Below are 17,755 nucleotides of genomic sequence, written 5' to 3'. Positions count from 1 at the left end.
CGTCGAAGCCGGGGCACTCGGCAAGGCGAACGCCGGCGGCGGGCTCGCCGCCGACCGGCAGGAAGTCGCCGATCAGCGAGGGGACGAGGGATGGCAGTGCCTGAGCACACGGTGCCCGCCGAGAACGTCGGCCGGGATGCGCCCGCCGCCGCGCTCACAAGGGCGCTGGAAGCCATCGGGGCCGGAGCGTACGTCGTCGACGAGCAGGGACGCATCATCGCGGTCAACGCCCACGCCGAAGACCTGCTGGCCCGGTCCGCCGGCGATCTGCTCGGCCATGACGCGCACGACCTGCTGCACGGGGACGCCCACGGCCAGCCCCTGCCGAGGACCCGGTGCCGTATGCGGCAGGCCTTCCACGCCGGCCGCATCGCCCAGATGGAGAACGACCATTTCCTCCGTGGGGACGGCTCCGTGCTGCCGATCTCCTGGATGATCGCCCCCTACGACATCGGTGGCCCGGAGAACGGCACGCTGGTGGTCTTCGAGGCCCTCGCCCGACCGCGGGAAGCGGGTTCGCGGCCGGAGGAGGCGGCGGCCGGGCCGCTGCCGGAGCTGGAGCGGCTCGCGCTGCTGGCGGAGACCACCACGCGGCTGACTTCCACCCTGGACGTCGAGGAGGCGCTGCGCCGGCTGGTGGCCCTGGTCATACCGCGGCTGGCGGACTGGGCCGTCATCGACCTGATCACCGAGCGTGACGAGGTGTGGCGCAAGGCCGTCGTCCACGCCGAGGGGGACACCCTGGTGTACCACGAGGAACTCCAGGGCCCGATGCCGCCGATCCCGGAGGAGTCCCCGATGCCGCTGTCCCGGGCGCTGCGCGGAGTGGCCTCCACTCTGGCCGGGCCCGAGACCTACCGGCGGGAGCCGGATTCCGGTATCGCGGTGGAACAGCGCGGCCTGTTCGACGCCACCGGCATCCGCTCGGCGGCCATCGCCCCCATCCGCAGCACGCGCGAAGTCCTCGGGGCCCTCACCCTGGGCCGCGCCAAGCACCCGGGAGACTTCGCCCCCGCCGATCTGCCCCTGATCGAGGACATCACCCGCCGTGCGGGCCTCGCCCTGGACAACGCCCGCCTCTACCAGCGCCAGCGCAAGGTCGCCGAGACCATGCAGAACCACCTGCTGCCCCAGATGCCGCGAGTGCCGGGACTGGAGATGACCGTCCGCTACCTGCCGGCACCCGACGCCTCGCAGGTCGGCGGCGACTGGTACGACGCCTTTCCCCTGTCCGACGGCTCCACCGCCCTCGCCATCGGTGACGTCGTCGGACACGACCTGGAGGCCGCGGCGGGCATGGCGCAGGTCCGCAACATGCTGCGTGCCTACGCCTGGTCCCAGGCGGAGCCCCCCAGCCGGATAGTCGAACGGCTCGACGAGGCGATCCGGCACATCACCGACGTCACCATGGCCACCATGATCCTCGCCCGCGTGGAGGAGGCGGAGGGCGGCGGGTGGAAACTGTCCTGGAGCAATGCCGGCCATCCGCCGCCCCTGCTGATCAGCCACGACGGCCTGGCCGACTACCTCACCGACGGCCACGGCATCCTCCTGGGCGTCCAAGCGGGCCGACGACCCGACGCGACCACCCTGCTACCCCCCGGATCCACCCTCGTGCTCTACACCGACGGCCTCGTCGAGGAGCTCGGCCACACCCTCGACGACGGCCTGCAGCGACTGCGCCGGCACGCCGCCGCCCTCGCCCACCGCCCCCTGGCCTCCTTCACCGACCAGCTGCTGCGCCGGGTCCGGCCCGCCGACAACGACGACGACGTCGCCCTCCTCGCCCTGCGGACACCCGCTCGAAGGTGACCTGGCCGGTACCGGCGAGATCCGACCGTCGTAGCCGTCGGCCGCCGCGGGTGCGGTCGAGGACGCCTCGCCCGGCACGGCTCCACGGGTGTCAGGTCTCGTCCAGGCGGCGCAGGTCCTCCTCGTCCCACTTCCGGGTGTCGCGCGGCTGGGTGTAGGGCTCCTTGCCGGGCGGCTGTCCGCCGGCGATCGCCCGCTGGCGGACGGTCTCGGCGTCGAACTCCAGGCCCAGCAGGATCGCCAGGTTGCTGATCCACAGCCAGACCAGGAACACGATCACGCCGGCCAGGGTGCCGTAGGTCTTGTTGTACGAGCCGAAGTTGGCGACGTAGAACGCGAACGCGGCGGACGCCACCAGCCAGATGACCAGGGCGAGGACGCTGCCCGGGGTCACCCACCTGAACCCCTTCACCCGGGCGTTCGGGGTTCCCCAGTACAACAGCGCGATCATGATGACGACCAGGAGCACCAGGACGGGCCATTTGGCGATCGACCACACCGTCAGGGCCGTGTCGCCGATCCCGAGGGCCGAGCCCGCCTGCCGGGCCAGGGCTCCGGTGAAGACCACGATCACGGCGCTGACGAGGGCGAGCACCATCAGTACGACCGTCAGGCCCACCCTCACCGGGAGGATCTTCCAGGCCGGGCGGCCCTCGGGCATGTCGTAGACCGCGTTGGCCGCGCGCATGAACGCGGCCACGTACCCGGAGGCCGACCACACCGCCAGGAGGACGCCGACGATCGCCGCGACCGACCCGAGGCCGGCGTTGTTCTGCAGCTGGTGGACGGAGCTGGTGATGATGTCGCGGGCGGAGCTGGGGGCGAACTTGCCGACGTTCTTCAGCAGTGCGTCCGTGGTGGACTTCCCCGTCAGGCCCAGCACCGACACCAGGACCAGCAGGGCCGGGAAGAGCGACAGCAGGCCGTAGTACGTCAGCGCCGCGGCCCGGTCGGTCAGCTCGTCGTCCTTGAACTCGCGCAGGCTGCCCTTCAGCACGGCTCCCCACGCCGGCTTCGGCAGGTCGGTCGGTGTGTCCGGCGCGCGCCGCTCCACTTCGGGTGAGGGGCCGACTTCTTCGGGTGGCGGCACGGGCGCGCGCTCACCTCGGGTCTCGTCGTCGACACGATGATCGTTCCGGCCGGGGAGATGCGGTTTCATGACCGCGGGGTACCCGCCCGAATTCCAGCTATTCGAGGTACTTCACCCTCGACAGCTCCACGGACCCCGTGTCGTGGCCGGCATACGGCAGGTCACCTTCACGCACTCCGGCCGCCCGCGCCGGGGACCCGCGCGAACACGGGCTCCCGCCCGCTTGCGCCATTCCGCACGGGGTAGTCGATCACCCCTGGGCAGAACCTCACGCGCGGGGTCACCCCCGCGGCCGGAGCACCCCGTGACGCCCTGACCGACATCGGAAGGAGGGCACCGCTCGTGGTGAAAAGCCGTGCCGTCGCCCGGACCGGGCATCCGAGGCACGAGCGCCGCGGTGAAGCGCGGCTGCCCGCCGCGGCAGCCACGCTCATCGCCATCGCCCTGTACGTGGCACTTCCCCAGCAGCTCCTCGTCGCCCCCCGCTACGTGCTGCCGGCCCTGGAGCTCCTGCTGCTGGTGCCGCTCATCGCCATCAACCCCAGGAGGCTCACCCGGCAGACCAAGGTCTTCCGGTTCCTGTCGCTGACCCTCGTCCTGCTCATCGCCACCGGCAACCTCACCGCTCTCGGCGTCCTCATCCACCAGATGGTCCACGCCGAGGTGAAGGACGGGCGCTCCTTGCTGCTCGCGGCGCTGCAGGTGTGGCTGACGAACATCATCGCCTTCGGACTCGCGTACTGGGAACTCGATCGGGGCGGCCCCGTCGTGCGCACCCAGGCCCCCCGCGGCGACCTGCCCCTGGCCGACTTCCGGTTCTCGCAGGACGAGAACGACGACGCGGTGGAGGAGGTCGCCGACGGCGCCAGCAAAACCTCCGACTGGGTGCCGACCCTCGTGGACTACCTCTACATCTCGGTGACCAACTCGACGGCCTTCAGCCCGACGGACACGATGCCCCTCTCCGCTCGCGCGAAGCTCCTGATGAGCATCCAGAGCGTGGCCGCGCTCCTCACGTCCCTGCTGGTCATCGCCCGGGCGGTCAGCATCCTCCACTGAACGCCCGGGTGCGGGACCGGCCGGCCCGAGCAGGGTGCGCGGGCCTCAGGAATCCGTCGCGCGCCGAGGCGGGGTGAAGGTGTACAGGTCGAGGATGTCCGGCGGCGGTGCCACTCCCGGGCCTCCGGCGCGCACCCACGTCACGATGTCCTCGGTCGCGTCCGGGTCGTTGACGAGTCCGAGCCAGACCGGCCGTGCTCCCGCGGCCCGGCCCGCGGCGGACGGCTGCACGACGACGACGTTGGCCTGGTCGCACACGTCGAGGCACTCGGAGATACGCACCGGTACGTCCGCGCGCAGTCGCGCGGTCTGTACGGCGTGGTCCACTCCGGTCACCTTGGGACTGCCGCAGCAGCAGTCCCGGCAGACGACGACCCGGCACGGCACGGCGCCGCCCGCCCGCACGGGTTCTCCCGGTGTCTCTTCCAACGGCGTCTCGGGCACGGCGTGCCACTCCCCTCCCGGGGAGATCCGCCCCGGTGTCGTTCGAGGAGGCGACCGCGTGAGTCTCCTGGCTCCCGGGTCTTGGCCTGCTCCGCCTTCCCACCCCGGTCGGGGCGGTGGCCTGCCGGAGCTCACTCACCGGTCACAGTGGCGGGACCGCGCCGGATTCACACCGGCTTCCTCGTACCGCCGTCGCCTTATGTCGCCGGTCATCATCTCATCCGGCGACCTCGGCCCCGTGCCGCGTACGCCCCCGGGCGTCCACGCGCGTGACCTTCGCCACGGCAAGGTCAATACTGGGGGTGACAGCCCTCTCACCGACTCGCGTCCCATCACCTCACCCCATACACCTGACAGTCCGTCACTGAAACCGGGAGGTACCCATGAAGATGCTCATCAACGTGGCGGAGACGGTGGTGGCGGACGCGCTGCGGGGCATGGCGGCGGCCCATCCGGAACTGACGGTGGACGTCGACAACCGTGTGATCGTGCGCAGGGACGCCCCGGTCGCGGGAAGGGTGGGTCTCGTCTCCGGCGGCGGGTCCGGGCACGAGCCGCTGCACGGCGGATTCGTGGGCCCGGGGATGCTGTCGGCCGCGTGCCCGGGCGAGGTGTTCACGTCCCCGGTCCCGGACCAGATGCTGCGGGCGGCGGCCGCCGTGGACAGCGGCGCGGGCGTGCTGTTCATCGTGAAGAACTACACCGGAGACGTCCTCAACTTCGACATGGCGGCGGAGCTGGCCGAGGACGAGGGCATCCGCGTCGCCAAGGTCCTCGTCGACGACGACGTGGCCGTCACCGACAGCCTGTACACCGCCGGGCGGCGCGGCACGGGCGCGACGCTGTTCGTGGAGAAGATCGCGGGCGCCGCCGCCGAGGAGGGCGCGCCCCTGGAGGCGGTCGAGGCACTGGCCCGGAAGGTCAACGAGAACTCCCGCAGTTTCGGTGTGGCGCTCAGCGCCTGCACGACTCCGGCCAAGGGCAGCCCGACGTTCGACCTGCCGGCCGGGGAGCTCGAGCTCGGGGTCGGCATCCACGGCGAGCCGGGCCGGGAGCGGCGCGCGATGATGACGTCGCACGAGATCGCCGACTTCGCGGTGCACGCCGTCCTGGACGACCTCGCACCGCGCAATCCGGTGCTGCTCCTCGTCAACGGCATGGGCGCCACTCCCCTGCTGGAGCTGTACGGCTTCAACGCGGAGGTGCAGCGGGTGCTGGCCGAACGCGGCATCCCCGTGGCACGCACCCTGGTCGGCAACTACGTCACCTCCCTCGACATGGCGGGCGCCTCGGTGACCCTGTGCCAGGTGGACGAGGAACTGCTGCGGCTGTGGGACGCGCCGGTGAAGACGCCGGGGCTCCGCTGGGGCGTGTGAACCCGGTCGGTGTCGGTGGCCGGGTGCCGCCCGGCACCCGGCCACCGACCGACACCAGGCCGACTTCCGTACCACGCAAGGAGATTCCGTGCTGAACGCCGATTTCTTCCGCCGCTGGATGACCGTGACCGCCGCGTCGGTGGACCGTGAGGCGGAGCGGCTCACCGAGCTGGACTCGCCCATCGGTGACGCCGACCACGGCAGCAATCTGCAGCGCGGATTCACCGCCGTGACCGCCGCCCTGGAGAAGGACGCTCCGGACACTCCCGGTGCCGTACTCGCGCTCGCCGGAAGGCAGTTGATCTCGACGGTCGGCGGCGCGTCCGGGCCGCTGTACGGCACCCTGCTGCGCCGGACCGGCAAGGCGCTCGGGGACGCCCCCGAGGTCACCGGGGAACAGCTCACGGACGCGCTGCGCACGGGCGTCGACGCGGTCATGGCACTGGGCGGAGCCGCGCCCGGCGACAAGACCATGATCGACGCCCTGGTGCCCGCGGTCGACGCGCTCGCCGAGTCGTTCGCCGCGGCGAAGTCCGCGGCCGAGGAGGGTGCCGTGGCGACGACACCGCTGCAGGCCCGCAAGGGCCGGGCGAGTTATCTGGGCGAGCGCAGCATCGGGCACCAGGACCCGGGCGCCACGTCCTCGGCACTGCTGATCGCGGCACTCGTGGAGGCGGCCGGTGAGTGACACCGGGGAACGGTTCGTGGGCATCGTGCTGGTCTCGCACAGCGCCGCCGTCGCCGCGTCCGTCGCCGAACTGGCCACGGGCCTGGCCGGTGGCGGCACGCTCGCTCCCGTCGCGCCGGCGGGCGGCACCCTGGACGGAGGACTCGGTACCAGCGCGGACGTGATCGCCGCCGCCGCGGCCTCCGTGGACCGCGGCGCCGGGGTCGCCGTACTCACCGACCTGGGCAGTGCCGTGCTCACCGTCAAGGCTCTGCTCGCCGAGGGCGACGAACTCCCGGACGGCACACGGCTGGTGGACGCCCCCTTTGTCGAGGGAGCGGTGGCCGCGGTCGTCACGGCCTCGGCGGGCGCCGACCTCGCCGCGGTGGAGGCGGCGGCAGCGGAGGCGTACACCTACCGGAAGGTCTGAGGACCGGCGGGCGCGGGACCCGGGGCCGCGGGAGCGCTCCGCCCGAGCGCCGGGACGTACGGGATCCGGCAAGCGCGGGGGCCGGGGTCAGGCGATTCCGTCCGCCGCGACGATCAGGGCCGAGCGGATGGTGCCCGCCAGCTCCGCCCGGGCCGTCGCGGGATCGGGCTCCGCTTCGTCGGTGTGCCACGCGTAGTGCTCGACCGCCGCGCGCAGCGCCGCGTTGAGCATGGCTGCCTGGATCTCCGAGCGCAGGTCGACGGCGCCCAGCCCGGCGCGGTCGGCGAGCGCGCGGGCGAACGCCGGCTCGGCCTCGTCATGGGCCTGGAGCCAGACGGCACGCAGTCCCGGCTCGGTACGGGTGAGCCTCAGCAGCGTGCGGACCCTCGGCGGCTCCGGCATCGCCATCGTCCCCTCGCCGTTCGTGGACACCTGCTCCAGGGCGTCCTCCAGGGGAGCGCCCACGGGCCAGGCCCGCAGCGCCGCGGCGATCGCGTCGATGCCCGCCGCGAACAGCGGGCTCACACAGCTCTCCTTGCCCGGGAAATAGCGCCACAGGGTCCGCGTGGACAGGCCGACGGCCCGGGCGATCTGGTCCCCGGTGGTGGCGGTCACGCCCTGGGTCACGAAGAGTTCCACAGCGGCGCGGGCGATCTCCAGCCGGATCTCGGCCCTGCGTTCGTCGGTGAGCGGCGGCCGTCCGGTACGGCCCCGAGCCGGACCGGGGCGTTCGCCGATCGCGCCGTCCGGCACTGATGACTCCTCGGTTCCCGGTTCCGTCCGCGGATGCTGCCCAGGGCTGCGGTGATCCTAGCCATCTCCGCACCGCTCCGAGGACTTTCCGTCCCCTGGCGGCGACGAGCCGCACCGCGGTGGAGCGGTCCGGCGGGGTGGACGGGCCGGTGAGCCCACGGTCCGCCGGCCTCAGCCGTCCCCCAGGAGCTTCCGGGTCAGCCGCTCCCCCTCCGCCGCCGCGGCGCCGTGGTCCTGGACGGGCGACACCCGGGCGTTCTTGAACACGAGGTAGGTCACCCCGGAAGGCGCGCCGCCGCCGCGGGGATCCGGGCGGACACCGAGCCCCGCGGCCGTGGCGTACGAGGCCTCGCCGATGATGTCCTGCGGGCCGACGTCACCGACGACGGCGTACTGGACGCGGTCGCGGTAGATCACGGCCGCCACCGAGCCGGGCCCGATGCCGTGGTCCCGGTAGTTCCAGATGCCGCTCGGCGCCGGTACGACGATGTAGGGCAGGGTCTCGGCGCTCAGGTACCGGCCGTCGGGCTGCTGGAAGGCCGTGGTCTCGGAGAAGAGCGGATCGGTGCGGCTGTTGCACAGGGGTCCCGCCCTGCCGTCGCAGTCGATGTCCATGTCGGCCGTCCAGAAGACCGCGTCCCGGGTGCCGCAGACCGGGATGTCGGCACGTTTTCCGTCGTCACTGCGGTAACGCCCGCGCGAGACGGCGGTACAGCCATCGAGCTTCGCCAGCAGGTCGGCGGCCCGGACGGAGCCTTCCCGCACGGGTTCGGCGGGGCTTCCGGGGCGGCCCGTGGTGGAGGTCGTGGACAGCACCACCGGGGCCGAGGCGAGCAGGGCGGCCGACGCGGCCGCGGCCAGCGCCAGCGACTGGACACGCACGATGGGAGACCCTCTCCTGGGGGACATGGACGCTCATCTGCCCAAATCTGGTGGGGGTCCGACAGCGCGTCCACCGGGAGGGGGCCGGACGGTGCACGGCCGTTTCCGCGGGCGCCGCACGGCCGAGGGCCCGAGCCGGAACCGGCTCCGGCCGCCCGACCGCGCACGGCGGCGCGGTACCGGCGACGACAGCTGTTCGCGCCGCGAACAGCAACTCCCCCGGGGGCACGGTGAGTTCACATCGCGTCGGGGACCGGCACACGCACCCCGCGACGGCCCGGTCGATGACGTCCGCCCTCTTGATGTGACCGCGCCATCCGTGTCTTATAGGTACAGACCAATCAGGCGCAGGCCGATCCCCGCCGAGGGAGGACAGACCCGTGCGACCCGTTCCCCCCGCCGTCCCTCACGCGCTGGTGTGCGGAGCGCTGCTCGCGCTCTCCTCCTGCGGATGGGGCGCCCCGGCGTCCGGCCAGGGCGCACGGCTGCCCGCCGCGACGACGGGCGTGACCGCGGCGGCGGGCAGCTCGACCAGCGTGCACGTCATGTGGAACCTCGCCTCCGAAGACCCGAGGATCACCCGCTACGAGGTGTATCGCGGCACCACCAAGGTCAAGGAGGTGCCCGGTTCGGAGCACATGGTGGACATCACCCGGCTCGAACCGTCCACCTCGTACGTCTTCCGGGTCCGGGCCCGGAACGCCGACGGGGTACCGGGGCCGCTCAGCGAACCGGTGCGGGCCACCACCCCCGCCGCGGTCACGGCCGACCGCACCGCACCCACCCGCCCCGGCGGCCCGCGCGGGAAGGCCGTCGGCGGCCGGGCGGTCCAGCTCTCCTGGACGAGGTCGTCCGACGCGCGAGGCGTGGCGTCGTACGACATCTACCAGGGCGCATCGAAGATCCACAGCGTGGGCGGCGCACAGACGGCCGCCGTCGTCACCGGACTGCGGCCGGGCACGGCCTACGTCTTCACCGTGCGGGCCCGCGACGCCGCGGACAACGTCTCGCCGCCGAGCGGCACCGTCCGGATCACCACCGCGCCGGGGCCGGACGACGGCCGGGACACGGCGCCCGCCGGCTTCCGGGCGACGACCCACCGGCGCGACGGGGCGTACTACATCGACCTGGCGTGGACCGCGCCCGAGGTCGACGGGGTGATCACGGAGTACCGGATCCAGCTCGACGGGCGTGCCGTGACCTCGCTCGTCTGGGGCGGCAGTCCGCCCAGCGGCACCTGCACCCACAGCTTCTACATCGGCCGGGAGGCGGACGTGACGTACCGGGTGCGGATCCGGGCGAAACTGCCCGACGGCACGTGGGGCGCGCTCTCCGCGGAGCGCACGGTGACGACGGGCCGCGGCTGAGGCGTCCTCTCGCGCCTGGTGCCGGACGCGGTGGCGGTGGCCCCTCGGAGGGATCGGACCGTCGGCCGTGCCGGCAGTCCGCCGGACGGCGGAATCCGTCACCTGCCCGGTCCCCGTCCGCATGCGGGCCAGGCCCGGGACGCATTGGCTCGCACTGAGGCAGCACGGGCCTTCCGATCCTCGGCGGCGCATGGGATGTACCGCCAACCGTGCCGCTGGAGGGCGGTTCCTATGCGTACCACTCAGAAACTTCTTCGCTCGGGCCTGACCGTGGCCGCCACCGCTGCGCTTCCCCTCACCCTGTCCGCCCCGGCGGCCGTCGCATGGGGTTCCGGGATCTCCGTGAGCACCAGTGGCACCTCGGTCTCGGTCACCACCAGCGCCTGCCCGAGCAACGGAAGCAGCTTCGGCAACGCCTCGCTGCTCTCCAGCGGGCAGACGAACTTCGCCCAGGGGCGCCAGATGCCGCTCACCGGGACGAGCAGCAGCCAGTCGGCGGCCTGGACGGGCGTGAGCCCCGGAACCTTCACGGTCATCGTCGTCTGCCAGGACGGCACGACGGCGGGCACCCAGTCGATCATCGTCGCGGCGAGCGCGGCCAGCACCGCCCCCGCGACCCCCACGATCTCGACGAGGGTGTCGCCGTCGCCGTCGCGCGGTGTCATGGGCGGGCTCGGCGGAGCCGTGAAGGACTACGGCACGGCCACGGTCGTGGGTGGCGGGGCCCTGGTCGTGACCGGCACGGTGGCGGCGGTGTGGTTCCTGCGCCGCCGGTCCAAGCCCCACCGGCTCTGATCCGGACATGTCCGCCCCGCGACACCACGAGACCCCAGGTCACAGACATGACCTGGGGTCTCGGCCGACCCCGGAGACGATCCGTGCGGGCCGGAGTGAGCGGTGGCGGGGCCGGTCAGAACGCCCGGCTGTTGCAGCCCATGTTCGAACCGAGGTTGCTCTTCTGCGCCCCCGGGGCCCCTTCGCCGTTCAGCAGGTTGCCGGCCAGGCCGGTGACGGCACCGAGGTCGCCGATCACCTGGACGTTCATGTCGTGCGAGCGGCACTCGACACCCTGTGTGACGTCGAAATTGTCATGGCCCTCATCGCCGTACGCGAAGGCGGTGTTGGCGCCGATGGTGCCGACACTGCCGATGAGAGCGGCGCCCACGAGGACTGCCTTCTGGAACGTGCGCATTGGTTCTCCGTTGGTCGAGCGGATCGGATCCGCGACATCGAATCGGGACTACGGGTGATTACGGGCAGGCCTTCAGCCGAGTCGGGGAAGCCCCAGCTGGCCGACGGGGGGCGCCGCGACCTGTCCGAGGCCGACCGGAGGCAGCTGCGGTGAACCGAGCTGTCCGACCTCCGGGTTGAGTCGCGGGTTCACCTGCGGGTTGAGCTGCGGGTTCACCTGCGGGGCGACATGCATCGGAGCGTTCGGGCCGAAGGGCTGGGGCACGGCCACCTGCGGAGCGACCTGCGGCATGACCTGGGGCATGACCTGGGGCTGCTGGGGAGCGGCCTGCTGCGGCATCGCCTGGGTCTGCTGCACAGGAGCGGCCTGCTGCGGCATGACCTGGGCCTGCTGCTGGGGAGCGGCCTGCTGCACAGGAGCAGCCTGCTGCTGGGGAGCGGCCTGCTGCGGCATGACCTGGGTCTGCCGTGAAGGAGCGGCCTGCTGCTGGTACGGCGAGGTGGAGGCCTGTGCCGATCCCTGGGACGAGGCCGAGGCGGAGGCGTAACTGGTCTGCTGGGACCCCGCCGGGGCGGACTGCGCATCCGACTCGGAGGCAGGCGCCGGAGCCGCGGCCTGGGCAATCGGCTGATCGGGGACTGACGCCGGAGTGGCGTTGTCGCGTCCGGCGGGAGCGTCGGCTTGGCTGGCGCCGATGCCGACGGCGGACAGGCTGCTGGCCGCTGCCATGATGAGCGCGGCCTTGTGAAGCTTGCGCATTAAAGCCCTTCGATACTGAAAATGGGAACCCGTCGAGTTCCGTGCTGTCGTGCGTGCGGCCGGTGCGATACGCGCGTCGCACCGTCAGCAGCGGTCATCTTGAGCGGTACGGGACTTCGCATCGGAGTCAGTGGCGAATTCCGCTGGTCCAAGGGCGCCGCTTCCCCTCGTGAACGACGGTTCTCTCGCCGCGGTCACGGCACTCCACGCCCCGTCACCCATTTGCCGCTCCAGCGGCTTGACGCCTCTCGCTCCGGCAGCCGGTTCGCGCCGCGGGGGTTCGGTCCGGTCACGGCCCCATCGCGGACGGAGCCCTCGGACCGAGGGCTCCCCGCCCAACGGTTCCGTCAACTCGCCCTGGGGAAAGGCCGATGCGCGGTGCGCGCCCACCGCCGGGATCTCGCTTCGTCGTTCGAGGCATCACACGTTTCACTGGAAAACGGACGACACATCCAGCACCGCGCGCGGACGGCTTTCCCTTGATCAAGCTTGTGTCTTCTATGAAGGAGACGCCACTGTGCGAATTTCTGATATTCAGCGCTGCGAGGTCCGGCCCGGACGGCTCATCGAGTGGACGTTCAGCAAGGCGACCGTCGCGGCCGCCGCGGCGCTGCAGCCGGATCCACGGCCGCCGGCCCACATCCAGGAGTCGCACATCAGAACGGCGCGGTCGGTCCGCGAGGACGGTCTGTTCGTGCCGACCTGGCTCGGCACGGCGTTCGACCTGCCGGGCCAGGTCGACCTCGACGCGCTGGAACAGGCTTTCCACGGCTGGACGTTGCGCCATGAAACGCTGCGCAGCGGCTTCAGGTGGGCCGGCGACGACATGCACCGGTTCACGCTCCACGAGGACGACGTCTCGCTGCACCGCGAGGTGATCGGCGACTTCGCCGACGCGGTGGTGCTGACCCGGTACATGCAGGACCGGTTCGACGTCGCGGCGGACGCGCTCGGCTGGCCGAACCTCATCTACACGGCGGTCGTCCGGGACGACTCCACCAGTGTGTACATGGCCTTCGACCACACCAATGTCGACGCCTACTCCCTGCAGCGCATCCCGGACGAGATCCGCGGACTGTACACCGCGGGTGTGACGGGGCGTCCCGTCGTCGACACGCCTGTGGGAAGTTACGTCGACTTCTGCAAGCAGGAGCGGGCGAAAGCGGACGGCATCGACGACACCCACACGATCGTCGCGCGCTGGCGGGAGTTCATCAGCCGGTGCGACGGGAGGCTGCCGGAGTTCCCCGTCGATCTCGGTCTGCGCCCCGGTGGCGCGCTGCCCACCCAGAAACTGATGTGCGAGCCGCTCGTCGACGCGGACGCCGCCGCCGCGTTCGAGGCGTACTGCCGACCCTACGGCGGCAGCATGGTGGGCATCCTGGCCGCGACCAGCCTGATCGTCCACGAACTCGGCGGACAGCCGGTCTACCGTACGGTCGTGCCGTTCCACACCCGGCTGAACTCCGCGTGGTCGGACTCCGTGGGCTGGTACGTCGGCGGCGCACCGATCGAGGTGCCCGCGGCGCGGGACTTCGACAGCGCGCTCGCCACGGTCCGCGCCGAACTGCGGGCCAACCGGTCGCTGGCGCGCATCCCGCTGGCGCGCGTACTCCGTCTGCTCGGCGCGGACTTCCGTCCTACCTCACCCGACCTGTACTCGATCGTCTCGTACGTGGACGCACGCTCCGTTCCCGGCTCGGCCCGCTGGACCGAGGAAAAGGCGTACGGGCTGATCCGGGTGTCGTACGGCGACCAGGTGTGCGCCTGGGTCAACCGGCTGCACGAGGGACTGTGGTTCGCCTGTCGGCACCCGGACACCGCCGTCGCGCACAAGAACGTGCGGCGGTACGCCGAAGGACTGCGGGATCTGATCGTCTCCGTATCGGCGCGCGATCAGCTGCGGGACGTGGAGGCGGCATTCTCTTGAGGCAACTCCTCTCGCCTCCAGCCGTGTTGTACGGGTGCCGAGCCGTGCCTGAAGTCTGTTCGCATGACGTGACGGCATACACCGAAGAGCAACCCGCTTTCCTGCACGGCGAATTGGCCGCCATGCCACGCGTCCGCACCCATTGGGGGGACATCCCGTGTGGAAAGCAACCTTCCGCTACTGCTAGTGTCTGAGTCGTCACAGCGCGCAATCATTCTCGATGCGCCAGCAAAGAACTGAGGGTTCCATGCGCAAGTTTCAGCAGGTCGTGATCGCAGCGGTGGCCGCGGGCGGCCTGTCCGCAATCGGCGTCGGCACCGCTACCGCTGCCCCCGAGAACGGGCCGAAGGCGTCCGACATCTTCCGCCCCTACCAGGAGTGCAGCCCGCAGACGGTGCTCGAGAACGACATCCCGATCAGCGTGCTCGGGCTCTCCCGCACCCTCGACACGACCTGCGGCCAGCACAACACCGCCTTCACCCACTGAGGTCGACGGCATCACCGGGCACGACGCCTGACGCGGGGCCCTTCGGAACCGAACTCCGAAGGGCCCCTCCCCGGTCGGCCGCCTGCGCGCCGAGAGCGGAGCCGGGCGGGCCCGGACACCCCTAGGAAGGAAACGCACCATATGTTCAGCGGGAAGAAGATCGCCGCCGTCCTGGGGCTCGTCGGCGGCCTCGCCGCGACCTGCACCGGCGTCAGCTGGGCGGCCCATGACGGCGGAAGCCAGGGATCCTGCGTTCGCGACTCCGAGGGCAGCGTCAGCTGCACCCAGCACATCGAGGGCCGGGTTCCCAGCGGCACCCTCCCGCCCCACCAGGAGACCTGCCTGCCGGTGCAGCGCTTGACGGTGCCCTCCGTCCAGGGCAACGGGACCATGCAGATCGGGCCCCAGGTGACCTGCTCCCCCGAAAAGTAGGGGCGCCCGGAGAAGCCGACGACGGACAGCGGACGTCTGGCACGACACCGGGAGCGTAAATCCCGATACGCCACCCAGCGTGTGCTTATGATTACTTGCAGTAGTCGAACGGGACGCCACGCTCGCGTGCGAAGACCTGCAAAGACATATCGAGGACTCATTCCGTGCGCCGAACGGCAGCCGTGACGAAGGCAGTCCGGACACGCGGCGGCTCACAGGTGTGCGTCCGGGATGCGGTGATCTCGCCGCCGGGCGCGACCGACAGGGCGTCCAGACGCAGAACAGCCGGTTTCGACCTTCTCGAGCTCGGGCGCACACCGGTCCATGGCAGACGCCCGAGCTTGGGTTGTAAAGGAATGCAGAACATGTTCACTTCGCAGAAGATCGTCGCCGTCTCGGGAATCGTCGGGAGTCTCGCCGCGATCTGCCTCGGGGCAGGGCACGCGTACGCAGACGGACGCTCGGGTGACTGCAGGAGCACCCCGCAAGGTGGCGTCGTCTGCGTCCAGAAGAACGAGATCCGCACCGACAAGGACGGTGAGCACACGCTCCAGCAGGAGCAGAGCTGCTCGACCTCCGACCGGCCGCACGTGACGGTGCCGGGGGACCGCGAATCCGGCGGTACCGGGTCGGTCGTGGACTGCTCCAACAAGGCCGAGCTGCCCAAGGGCTTCCAGAGGCCGCAGATCAGGTTTTGAGTCCTGCCGAAAATGCCGGACCGGGATCCTTCCCGGTCCGGCATTTTCGCTTTTCGGGCAGCACGCCTGCCGGCGAGACGAGAATTCCCGGCACCCGGGCCGTCGGCCAGGCCCAAACGGTTCCGGATCCGGCAGAGACTCCGGAGCGCGGCTGTCGTCCGCAGCCGTTCACGACGATGCCCCGGTCGGCCGGCGCGGCCCCGGACCGGGGCATCGGCACCACTTTCCCGTCGGCTCCGCCGTCGCGCGTCCCGCATCGGCTTCCGCGCCCCGGTGCCGGTCGGCCGGCGGCCGGTCCAGGCCCCTTCGACCCCGGGGCCGTCCGCCGTGCCGTCCCGGCGATGACCGGGGCGGCACATGCAATGGTCCCGGCACCCTGCCCTGGGGCTGGGTACCGGGACCATCTATCGGCCGGCTGCCGACCGGCTAGCGGTCGGCGACCGCGTGCCTGTCAGAACCTCAGAAGGCGCTGTTGTTGCAGCCCTGGGTGGAGCCGAGCGAGGTGGCCTGTCCACCCGGGTTGCCCTCGCCGTTGAGCGCGTTGCCCAGCAGGCCGTTGAGGATGCCGACCTCGCCGAGAACGTCGAGGTTCAGGTCGTGCGACTTGCAGCTGCTGCTCTGCGTGACGGTGAACTTGTTGCCGTCGTCGCCCCTGTAGTCGCCCGCGTGGGCCGTGCCGCCCACGAGTCCGATGCTGCCGATCGCGGCGATCAGGACGGCTACGTTGCGAAGCTTGCGCATTTCATCTCCGGTGTAGTGAGAGGTGCGATCTGCGAGAGACCGACTTTTTACAATTCGGAAGAGTAGTGCAAAACGGCCATAACGGGCTTTTGGCGCGCCGGACTTGCCGACTTTCGAAGCGGAAGCCACCCGAAAGGCCTAGCGCCGGGGAACGGACCCCTCCGGCACGATCCCCGAAGGCTCGTGCCGGGCGACGACGCCGGGCTCTTCAAGAGCCTTACTGCGCCTGGGCGTTGGCGAGTGAGTTCACCTGCCTGTTGATCTGGGTGCATTCGACGCCCTTGTTCTCGGAGTGGCCCAGCAGGGCGACCGGGACGTTCGCGGAGATCAGGGTCTGCGGGCTGCACTCCTGGTACGGACGGAAGAGGTTGGTCTGGCTCAGCTGGGCGCTCTGCCCCGCCTGCGGAGCCCGCGGGGAGAAGTCCGGGCTGAGCTGCGGGCTCAGCTGAGGGCTGACCTGAGGGGCGACCTCGGCGGTCCGCTGCGGAGCCGCCTGCAGCGGGGCGGACGAGCCGTAGCCCTGCGTGGTCGCCTGGGCCGAGCTGGCCGCGGCGGCCTGGGCGCCCGACTGCGAAACGGAGGGCTGCACAGCACCGTTGGGGGCGGCGGCGAAGCTCGAACCGGCGCCGATGACGGACAAACCGCCGGCTGCTGCGACAACGAGCGCTACGTGCTGAAGCTTGCGCATGGAATCCTCGGCCCTTCATTGACCTGTTCACGGAACCTGGTGAAACGCTGACGGGGCAACGCAGTTACCGCGGTTTCGCTGGCCGGTGCGGCTGCGACGGACCACTGCTCCTGCCCCGTGGGGGCAACGAGGCGAGCGAGGACCCGGATGCGGGTGCCGACTCGGGGTCACCCATTTGACGCATGGGCTCACGCGCGGCCGCGACGCCCGTCCCGGTGGTCGGCGGCGGCAGGATCCCGGCCCGGCCGGATTTCTCTTCGGCCGGGTATACGCCCTGGTGGCGAGGTAGTTGACGACAACTCGGGGCGGATGCCGGGGAGTGGTTCACGGGCCCCGGGCCCGCCCCCGTCCTCCCGTATCCGCCGGCTCACGACCGGCGTGCTAGAGGCCGTCGTGCCCCGGCGGCTCCTCGAACTCCGTCAGGGCGTGGGTCAGCCACTGGGTCCAGAAGGTCTCCAGATCGATGCCGGCCCGCAGGACGAGGTGCCGCAGACGGTCCTCGGGAGTGTTCCTCTCCGGCGGGAAGTCCCGCTCCTGGATCTCCTCGTACTCGGCCAACTGGAGCCGGTGCAGCTCGAGATGGCGGCGCAGGTCCGCCTCGATGCCCTCGGTGCCGACGACGGCCGCGGCCCGCAGGCGCAGCAGCATCGTGTCACGCAGCGGTTTCGGGTCCTGGGAGGCGGCCGTCCAGCGGGCGAGTTCGGCCCGGCCGGCGGGCAGGACCTCGTAGCTCTTCTTCTGGCCCCGGGTGGGCTGTTGCGGGGGCAGGGCCCGGATGTATTCCGCGGCCTCCAGTTTTCCCAGCTCGCGATAGATCTGCTGATGCGTCGCCGACCAGAAGTAGCCGATCGACTTGTCGAACCGCCGGGTCAGTTCGAGGCCCGACGAGGGCTTCTCGAGCAGAGCGGTGAGGATCGCGTGCGGGAGTGACATGGGGTCATCCTAGGG

20 protein-coding genes and 1 riboswitch are annotated in these 17,755 nt (G+C 71.2%); of the genes, 11 read left to right on the top strand and 9 right to left on the bottom strand.

What is annotated here, in order from left to right; all coding sequences use genetic code 11:
- Positions 1 to 90 precede the first annotated feature (90 nt).
- Complete coding sequence (locus ACICHK_RS35195; protein WP_406840076.1) at positions 91 to 1,812, top strand: SpoIIE family protein phosphatase; 1,722 nt, start codon at positions 91 to 93, stop codon at positions 1,810 to 1,812.
- A 91-nt stretch (positions 1,813 to 1,903) separates the two neighbouring features.
- Here ACICHK_RS35195 and ACICHK_RS35190 read toward each other — a convergent pair whose 3' ends face one another.
- Positions 1,904 to 2,971: a YihY/virulence factor BrkB family protein gene (locus tag ACICHK_RS35190; RefSeq protein WP_406840075.1), complete on the bottom strand. Its 1,068-nt coding sequence runs from the start codon at positions 2,969 to 2,971 to the stop codon at positions 1,904 to 1,906.
- Between the two features lie 273 nt (positions 2,972 to 3,244).
- Here ACICHK_RS35190 and ACICHK_RS35185 point away from each other — a divergent pair, with 273 nt between their 5' ends.
- Positions 3,245 to 3,961, top strand: a complete 717-nt coding sequence (locus ACICHK_RS35185) for a hypothetical protein (RefSeq protein ID WP_406840074.1) — start codon at positions 3,245 to 3,247, stop codon at positions 3,959 to 3,961.
- Positions 3,962 to 4,006: 45 nt separating this feature from the next.
- Here the strand turns inward: ACICHK_RS35185 and ACICHK_RS35180 are convergent, their stop codons facing one another.
- Positions 4,007 to 4,405 carry a (2Fe-2S) ferredoxin domain-containing protein gene (locus ACICHK_RS35180; protein ID WP_406840073.1) on the bottom strand — a complete coding sequence of 133 codons (399 nt, stop codon included), beginning with the start codon at positions 4,403 to 4,405 and terminating at the stop codon, positions 4,007 to 4,009.
- 60 nt (positions 4,406 to 4,465) lie between these two features.
- A riboswitch (cobalamin riboswitch) is annotated at positions 4,466 to 4,590 on the bottom strand.
- A gap of 198 nt (positions 4,591 to 4,788) precedes the next feature.
- Between ACICHK_RS35180 and dhaK the strand changes: the two genes are divergently transcribed.
- The 3 genes from dhaK to ACICHK_RS35165 all read left to right on the top strand — a co-directional run bounded on the left by dhaK (position 4,789) and on the right by ACICHK_RS35165 (position 6,878).
- A complete protein-coding gene (gene dhaK / locus ACICHK_RS35175; protein WP_151468869.1) occupies positions 4,789 to 5,781 on the top strand; it encodes a dihydroxyacetone kinase subunit DhaK in 993 nt (330 codons plus the stop codon).
- Positions 5,782 to 5,869: 88 nt separating this feature from the next.
- A complete protein-coding gene (gene dhaL / locus ACICHK_RS35170) occupies positions 5,870 to 6,469 on the top strand; it encodes a dihydroxyacetone kinase subunit DhaL (RefSeq protein ID WP_151468870.1) in 600 nt (199 codons plus the stop codon).
- The gene (locus ACICHK_RS35165) at positions 6,462 to 6,878 is read left to right on the top strand and encodes a PTS fructose transporter subunit IIA (protein ID WP_151468871.1); all 417 of its coding nucleotides are present in this window, start codon (positions 6,462 to 6,464) and stop codon (positions 6,876 to 6,878) included. The genes dhaL and ACICHK_RS35165 overlap by 8 nt, the downstream gene beginning before the upstream one ends.
- A gap of 87 nt (positions 6,879 to 6,965) precedes the next feature.
- Here ACICHK_RS35165 and ACICHK_RS35160 read toward each other — a convergent pair whose 3' ends face one another.
- Both ACICHK_RS35160 and ACICHK_RS35155 read right to left on the bottom strand, forming a co-directional pair.
- Entirely contained in the window at positions 6,966 to 7,631 is a 666-nt protein-coding gene (locus ACICHK_RS35160) for a TetR/AcrR family transcriptional regulator (RefSeq protein WP_406840072.1), read from the bottom strand.
- A 171-nt stretch (positions 7,632 to 7,802) separates the two neighbouring features.
- A complete protein-coding gene (locus tag ACICHK_RS35155; protein ID WP_406840071.1) occupies positions 7,803 to 8,513 on the bottom strand; it encodes a glycoside hydrolase family 75 protein in 711 nt (236 codons plus the stop codon).
- A gap of 380 nt (positions 8,514 to 8,893) precedes the next feature.
- Here ACICHK_RS35155 and ACICHK_RS35150 point away from each other — a divergent pair, with 380 nt between their 5' ends.
- A complete protein-coding gene (locus ACICHK_RS35150) occupies positions 8,894 to 9,880 on the top strand; it encodes a fibronectin type III domain-containing protein (protein WP_406840070.1) in 987 nt (328 codons plus the stop codon).
- A 231-nt stretch (positions 9,881 to 10,111) separates the two neighbouring features.
- Positions 10,112 to 10,675 carry a hypothetical protein gene (locus ACICHK_RS35145; protein ID WP_406840069.1) on the top strand — a complete coding sequence of 188 codons (564 nt, stop codon included), beginning with the start codon at positions 10,112 to 10,114 and terminating at the stop codon, positions 10,673 to 10,675.
- A gap of 115 nt (positions 10,676 to 10,790) precedes the next feature.
- On the opposite strand, the gene ACICHK_RS35140 is transcribed toward ACICHK_RS35145, so the two are convergent.
- Together ACICHK_RS35140 and ACICHK_RS35135 are read right to left on the bottom strand one after the other, a co-directional pair.
- The gene (locus tag ACICHK_RS35140; protein WP_103550377.1) at positions 10,791 to 11,072 is read right to left on the bottom strand and encodes a hypothetical protein; all 282 of its coding nucleotides are present in this window, start codon (positions 11,070 to 11,072) and stop codon (positions 10,791 to 10,793) included.
- 72 nt (positions 11,073 to 11,144) lie between these two features.
- Complete coding sequence (locus ACICHK_RS35135) at positions 11,145 to 11,831, bottom strand: hypothetical protein (protein WP_406840068.1); 687 nt, start codon at positions 11,829 to 11,831, stop codon at positions 11,145 to 11,147.
- Between the two features lie 517 nt (positions 11,832 to 12,348).
- Between ACICHK_RS35135 and ACICHK_RS35130 the strand changes: the two genes are divergently transcribed.
- From ACICHK_RS35130 to ACICHK_RS35115, 4 genes are all read left to right on the top strand, one after another.
- On the top strand, positions 12,349 to 13,761 hold the full coding sequence (locus ACICHK_RS35130) for a condensation domain-containing protein (protein ID WP_406840067.1): 1,413 nt from the start codon (positions 12,349 to 12,351) through the stop codon (positions 13,759 to 13,761).
- 247 nt (positions 13,762 to 14,008) lie between these two features.
- Positions 14,009 to 14,248: a hypothetical protein gene (locus ACICHK_RS35125; RefSeq protein WP_406840066.1), complete on the top strand. Its 240-nt coding sequence runs from the start codon at positions 14,009 to 14,011 to the stop codon at positions 14,246 to 14,248.
- Between the two features lie 141 nt (positions 14,249 to 14,389).
- On the top strand, positions 14,390 to 14,680 hold the full coding sequence (locus ACICHK_RS35120; protein WP_406840065.1) for a hypothetical protein: 291 nt from the start codon (positions 14,390 to 14,392) through the stop codon (positions 14,678 to 14,680).
- Positions 14,681 to 15,045: 365 nt separating this feature from the next.
- Positions 15,046 to 15,378 carry a hypothetical protein gene (locus tag ACICHK_RS35115; RefSeq protein WP_406840064.1) on the top strand — a complete coding sequence of 111 codons (333 nt, stop codon included), beginning with the start codon at positions 15,046 to 15,048 and terminating at the stop codon, positions 15,376 to 15,378.
- Between the two features lie 459 nt (positions 15,379 to 15,837).
- Here the strand turns inward: ACICHK_RS35115 and ACICHK_RS35110 are convergent, their stop codons facing one another.
- The 3 genes from ACICHK_RS35110 to ACICHK_RS35100 form a co-directional block, all read right to left on the bottom strand.
- Positions 15,838 to 16,119, bottom strand: a complete 282-nt coding sequence (locus ACICHK_RS35110) for a hypothetical protein (protein ID WP_151468880.1) — start codon at positions 16,117 to 16,119, stop codon at positions 15,838 to 15,840.
- A 217-nt stretch (positions 16,120 to 16,336) separates the two neighbouring features.
- Complete coding sequence (locus tag ACICHK_RS35105) at positions 16,337 to 16,807, bottom strand: hypothetical protein (RefSeq protein WP_151468881.1); 471 nt, start codon at positions 16,805 to 16,807, stop codon at positions 16,337 to 16,339.
- Positions 16,808 to 17,188: 381 nt separating this feature from the next.
- Positions 17,189 to 17,740 (bottom strand): PadR family transcriptional regulator, encoded by a 552-nt coding sequence (locus ACICHK_RS35100; protein WP_406840063.1) that lies wholly within the window; start codon positions 17,738 to 17,740, stop codon positions 17,189 to 17,191.
- Positions 17,741 to 17,755: the final 15 nt, after the last annotated feature.

Source organism: Streptomyces sp. AHU1, assembly GCF_045343905.1.
Classification (GTDB): Bacteria; Actinomycetota; Actinomycetes; order Streptomycetales; family Streptomycetaceae; genus Streptomyces; species Streptomyces triticiradicis.
Note: the sequence above shows the minus strand (reverse complement) of the source record. Positions and strands in the feature narration are given on the sequence as shown.

Excerpts from the sequence above, each read along its gene's own strand:
- ACICHK_RS35115 (WP_406840064.1), top strand. The coding sequence starts at position 15,046 with ATGTTCACTTCGCAGAAGATCGTCGCCGTCTCGGGAATCGTCGGGAGT.
- dhaK (WP_151468869.1), top strand. The coding sequence starts at position 4,789 with ATGAAGATGCTCATCAACGTGGCGGAGACGGTGGTGGCGGACGCGCTG.
- ACICHK_RS35125 (WP_406840066.1), top strand. The coding sequence starts at position 14,009 with ATGCGCAAGTTTCAGCAGGTCGTGATCGCAGCGGTGGCCGCGGGCGGC.
- ACICHK_RS35105 (WP_151468881.1), bottom strand. The coding sequence starts at position 16,807 with ATGCGCAAGCTTCAGCACGTAGCGCTCGTTGTCGCAGCAGCCGGCGGT.
- ACICHK_RS35145 (WP_406840069.1), top strand. The coding sequence starts at position 10,112 with ATGCGTACCACTCAGAAACTTCTTCGCTCGGGCCTGACCGTGGCCGCC.
- ACICHK_RS35110 (WP_151468880.1), bottom strand. The coding sequence starts at position 16,119 with ATGCGCAAGCTTCGCAACGTAGCCGTCCTGATCGCCGCGATCGGCAGC.
- ACICHK_RS35190 (WP_406840075.1), bottom strand. The coding sequence starts at position 2,971 with ATGAAACCGCATCTCCCCGGCCGGAACGATCATCGTGTCGACGACGAG.
- ACICHK_RS35135 (WP_406840068.1), bottom strand. The coding sequence starts at position 11,831 with ATGCGCAAGCTTCACAAGGCCGCGCTCATCATGGCAGCGGCCAGCAGC.
- ACICHK_RS35100 (WP_406840063.1), bottom strand. The coding sequence starts at position 17,740 with ATGTCACTCCCGCACGCGATCCTCACCGCTCTGCTCGAGAAGCCCTCG.
- ACICHK_RS35120 (WP_406840065.1), top strand. The coding sequence starts at position 14,390 with ATGTTCAGCGGGAAGAAGATCGCCGCCGTCCTGGGGCTCGTCGGCGGC.
- ACICHK_RS35195 (WP_406840076.1), top strand. The coding sequence starts at position 91 with ATGGCAGTGCCTGAGCACACGGTGCCCGCCGAGAACGTCGGCCGGGAT.
- ACICHK_RS35140 (WP_103550377.1), bottom strand. The coding sequence starts at position 11,072 with ATGCGCACGTTCCAGAAGGCAGTCCTCGTGGGCGCCGCTCTCATCGGC.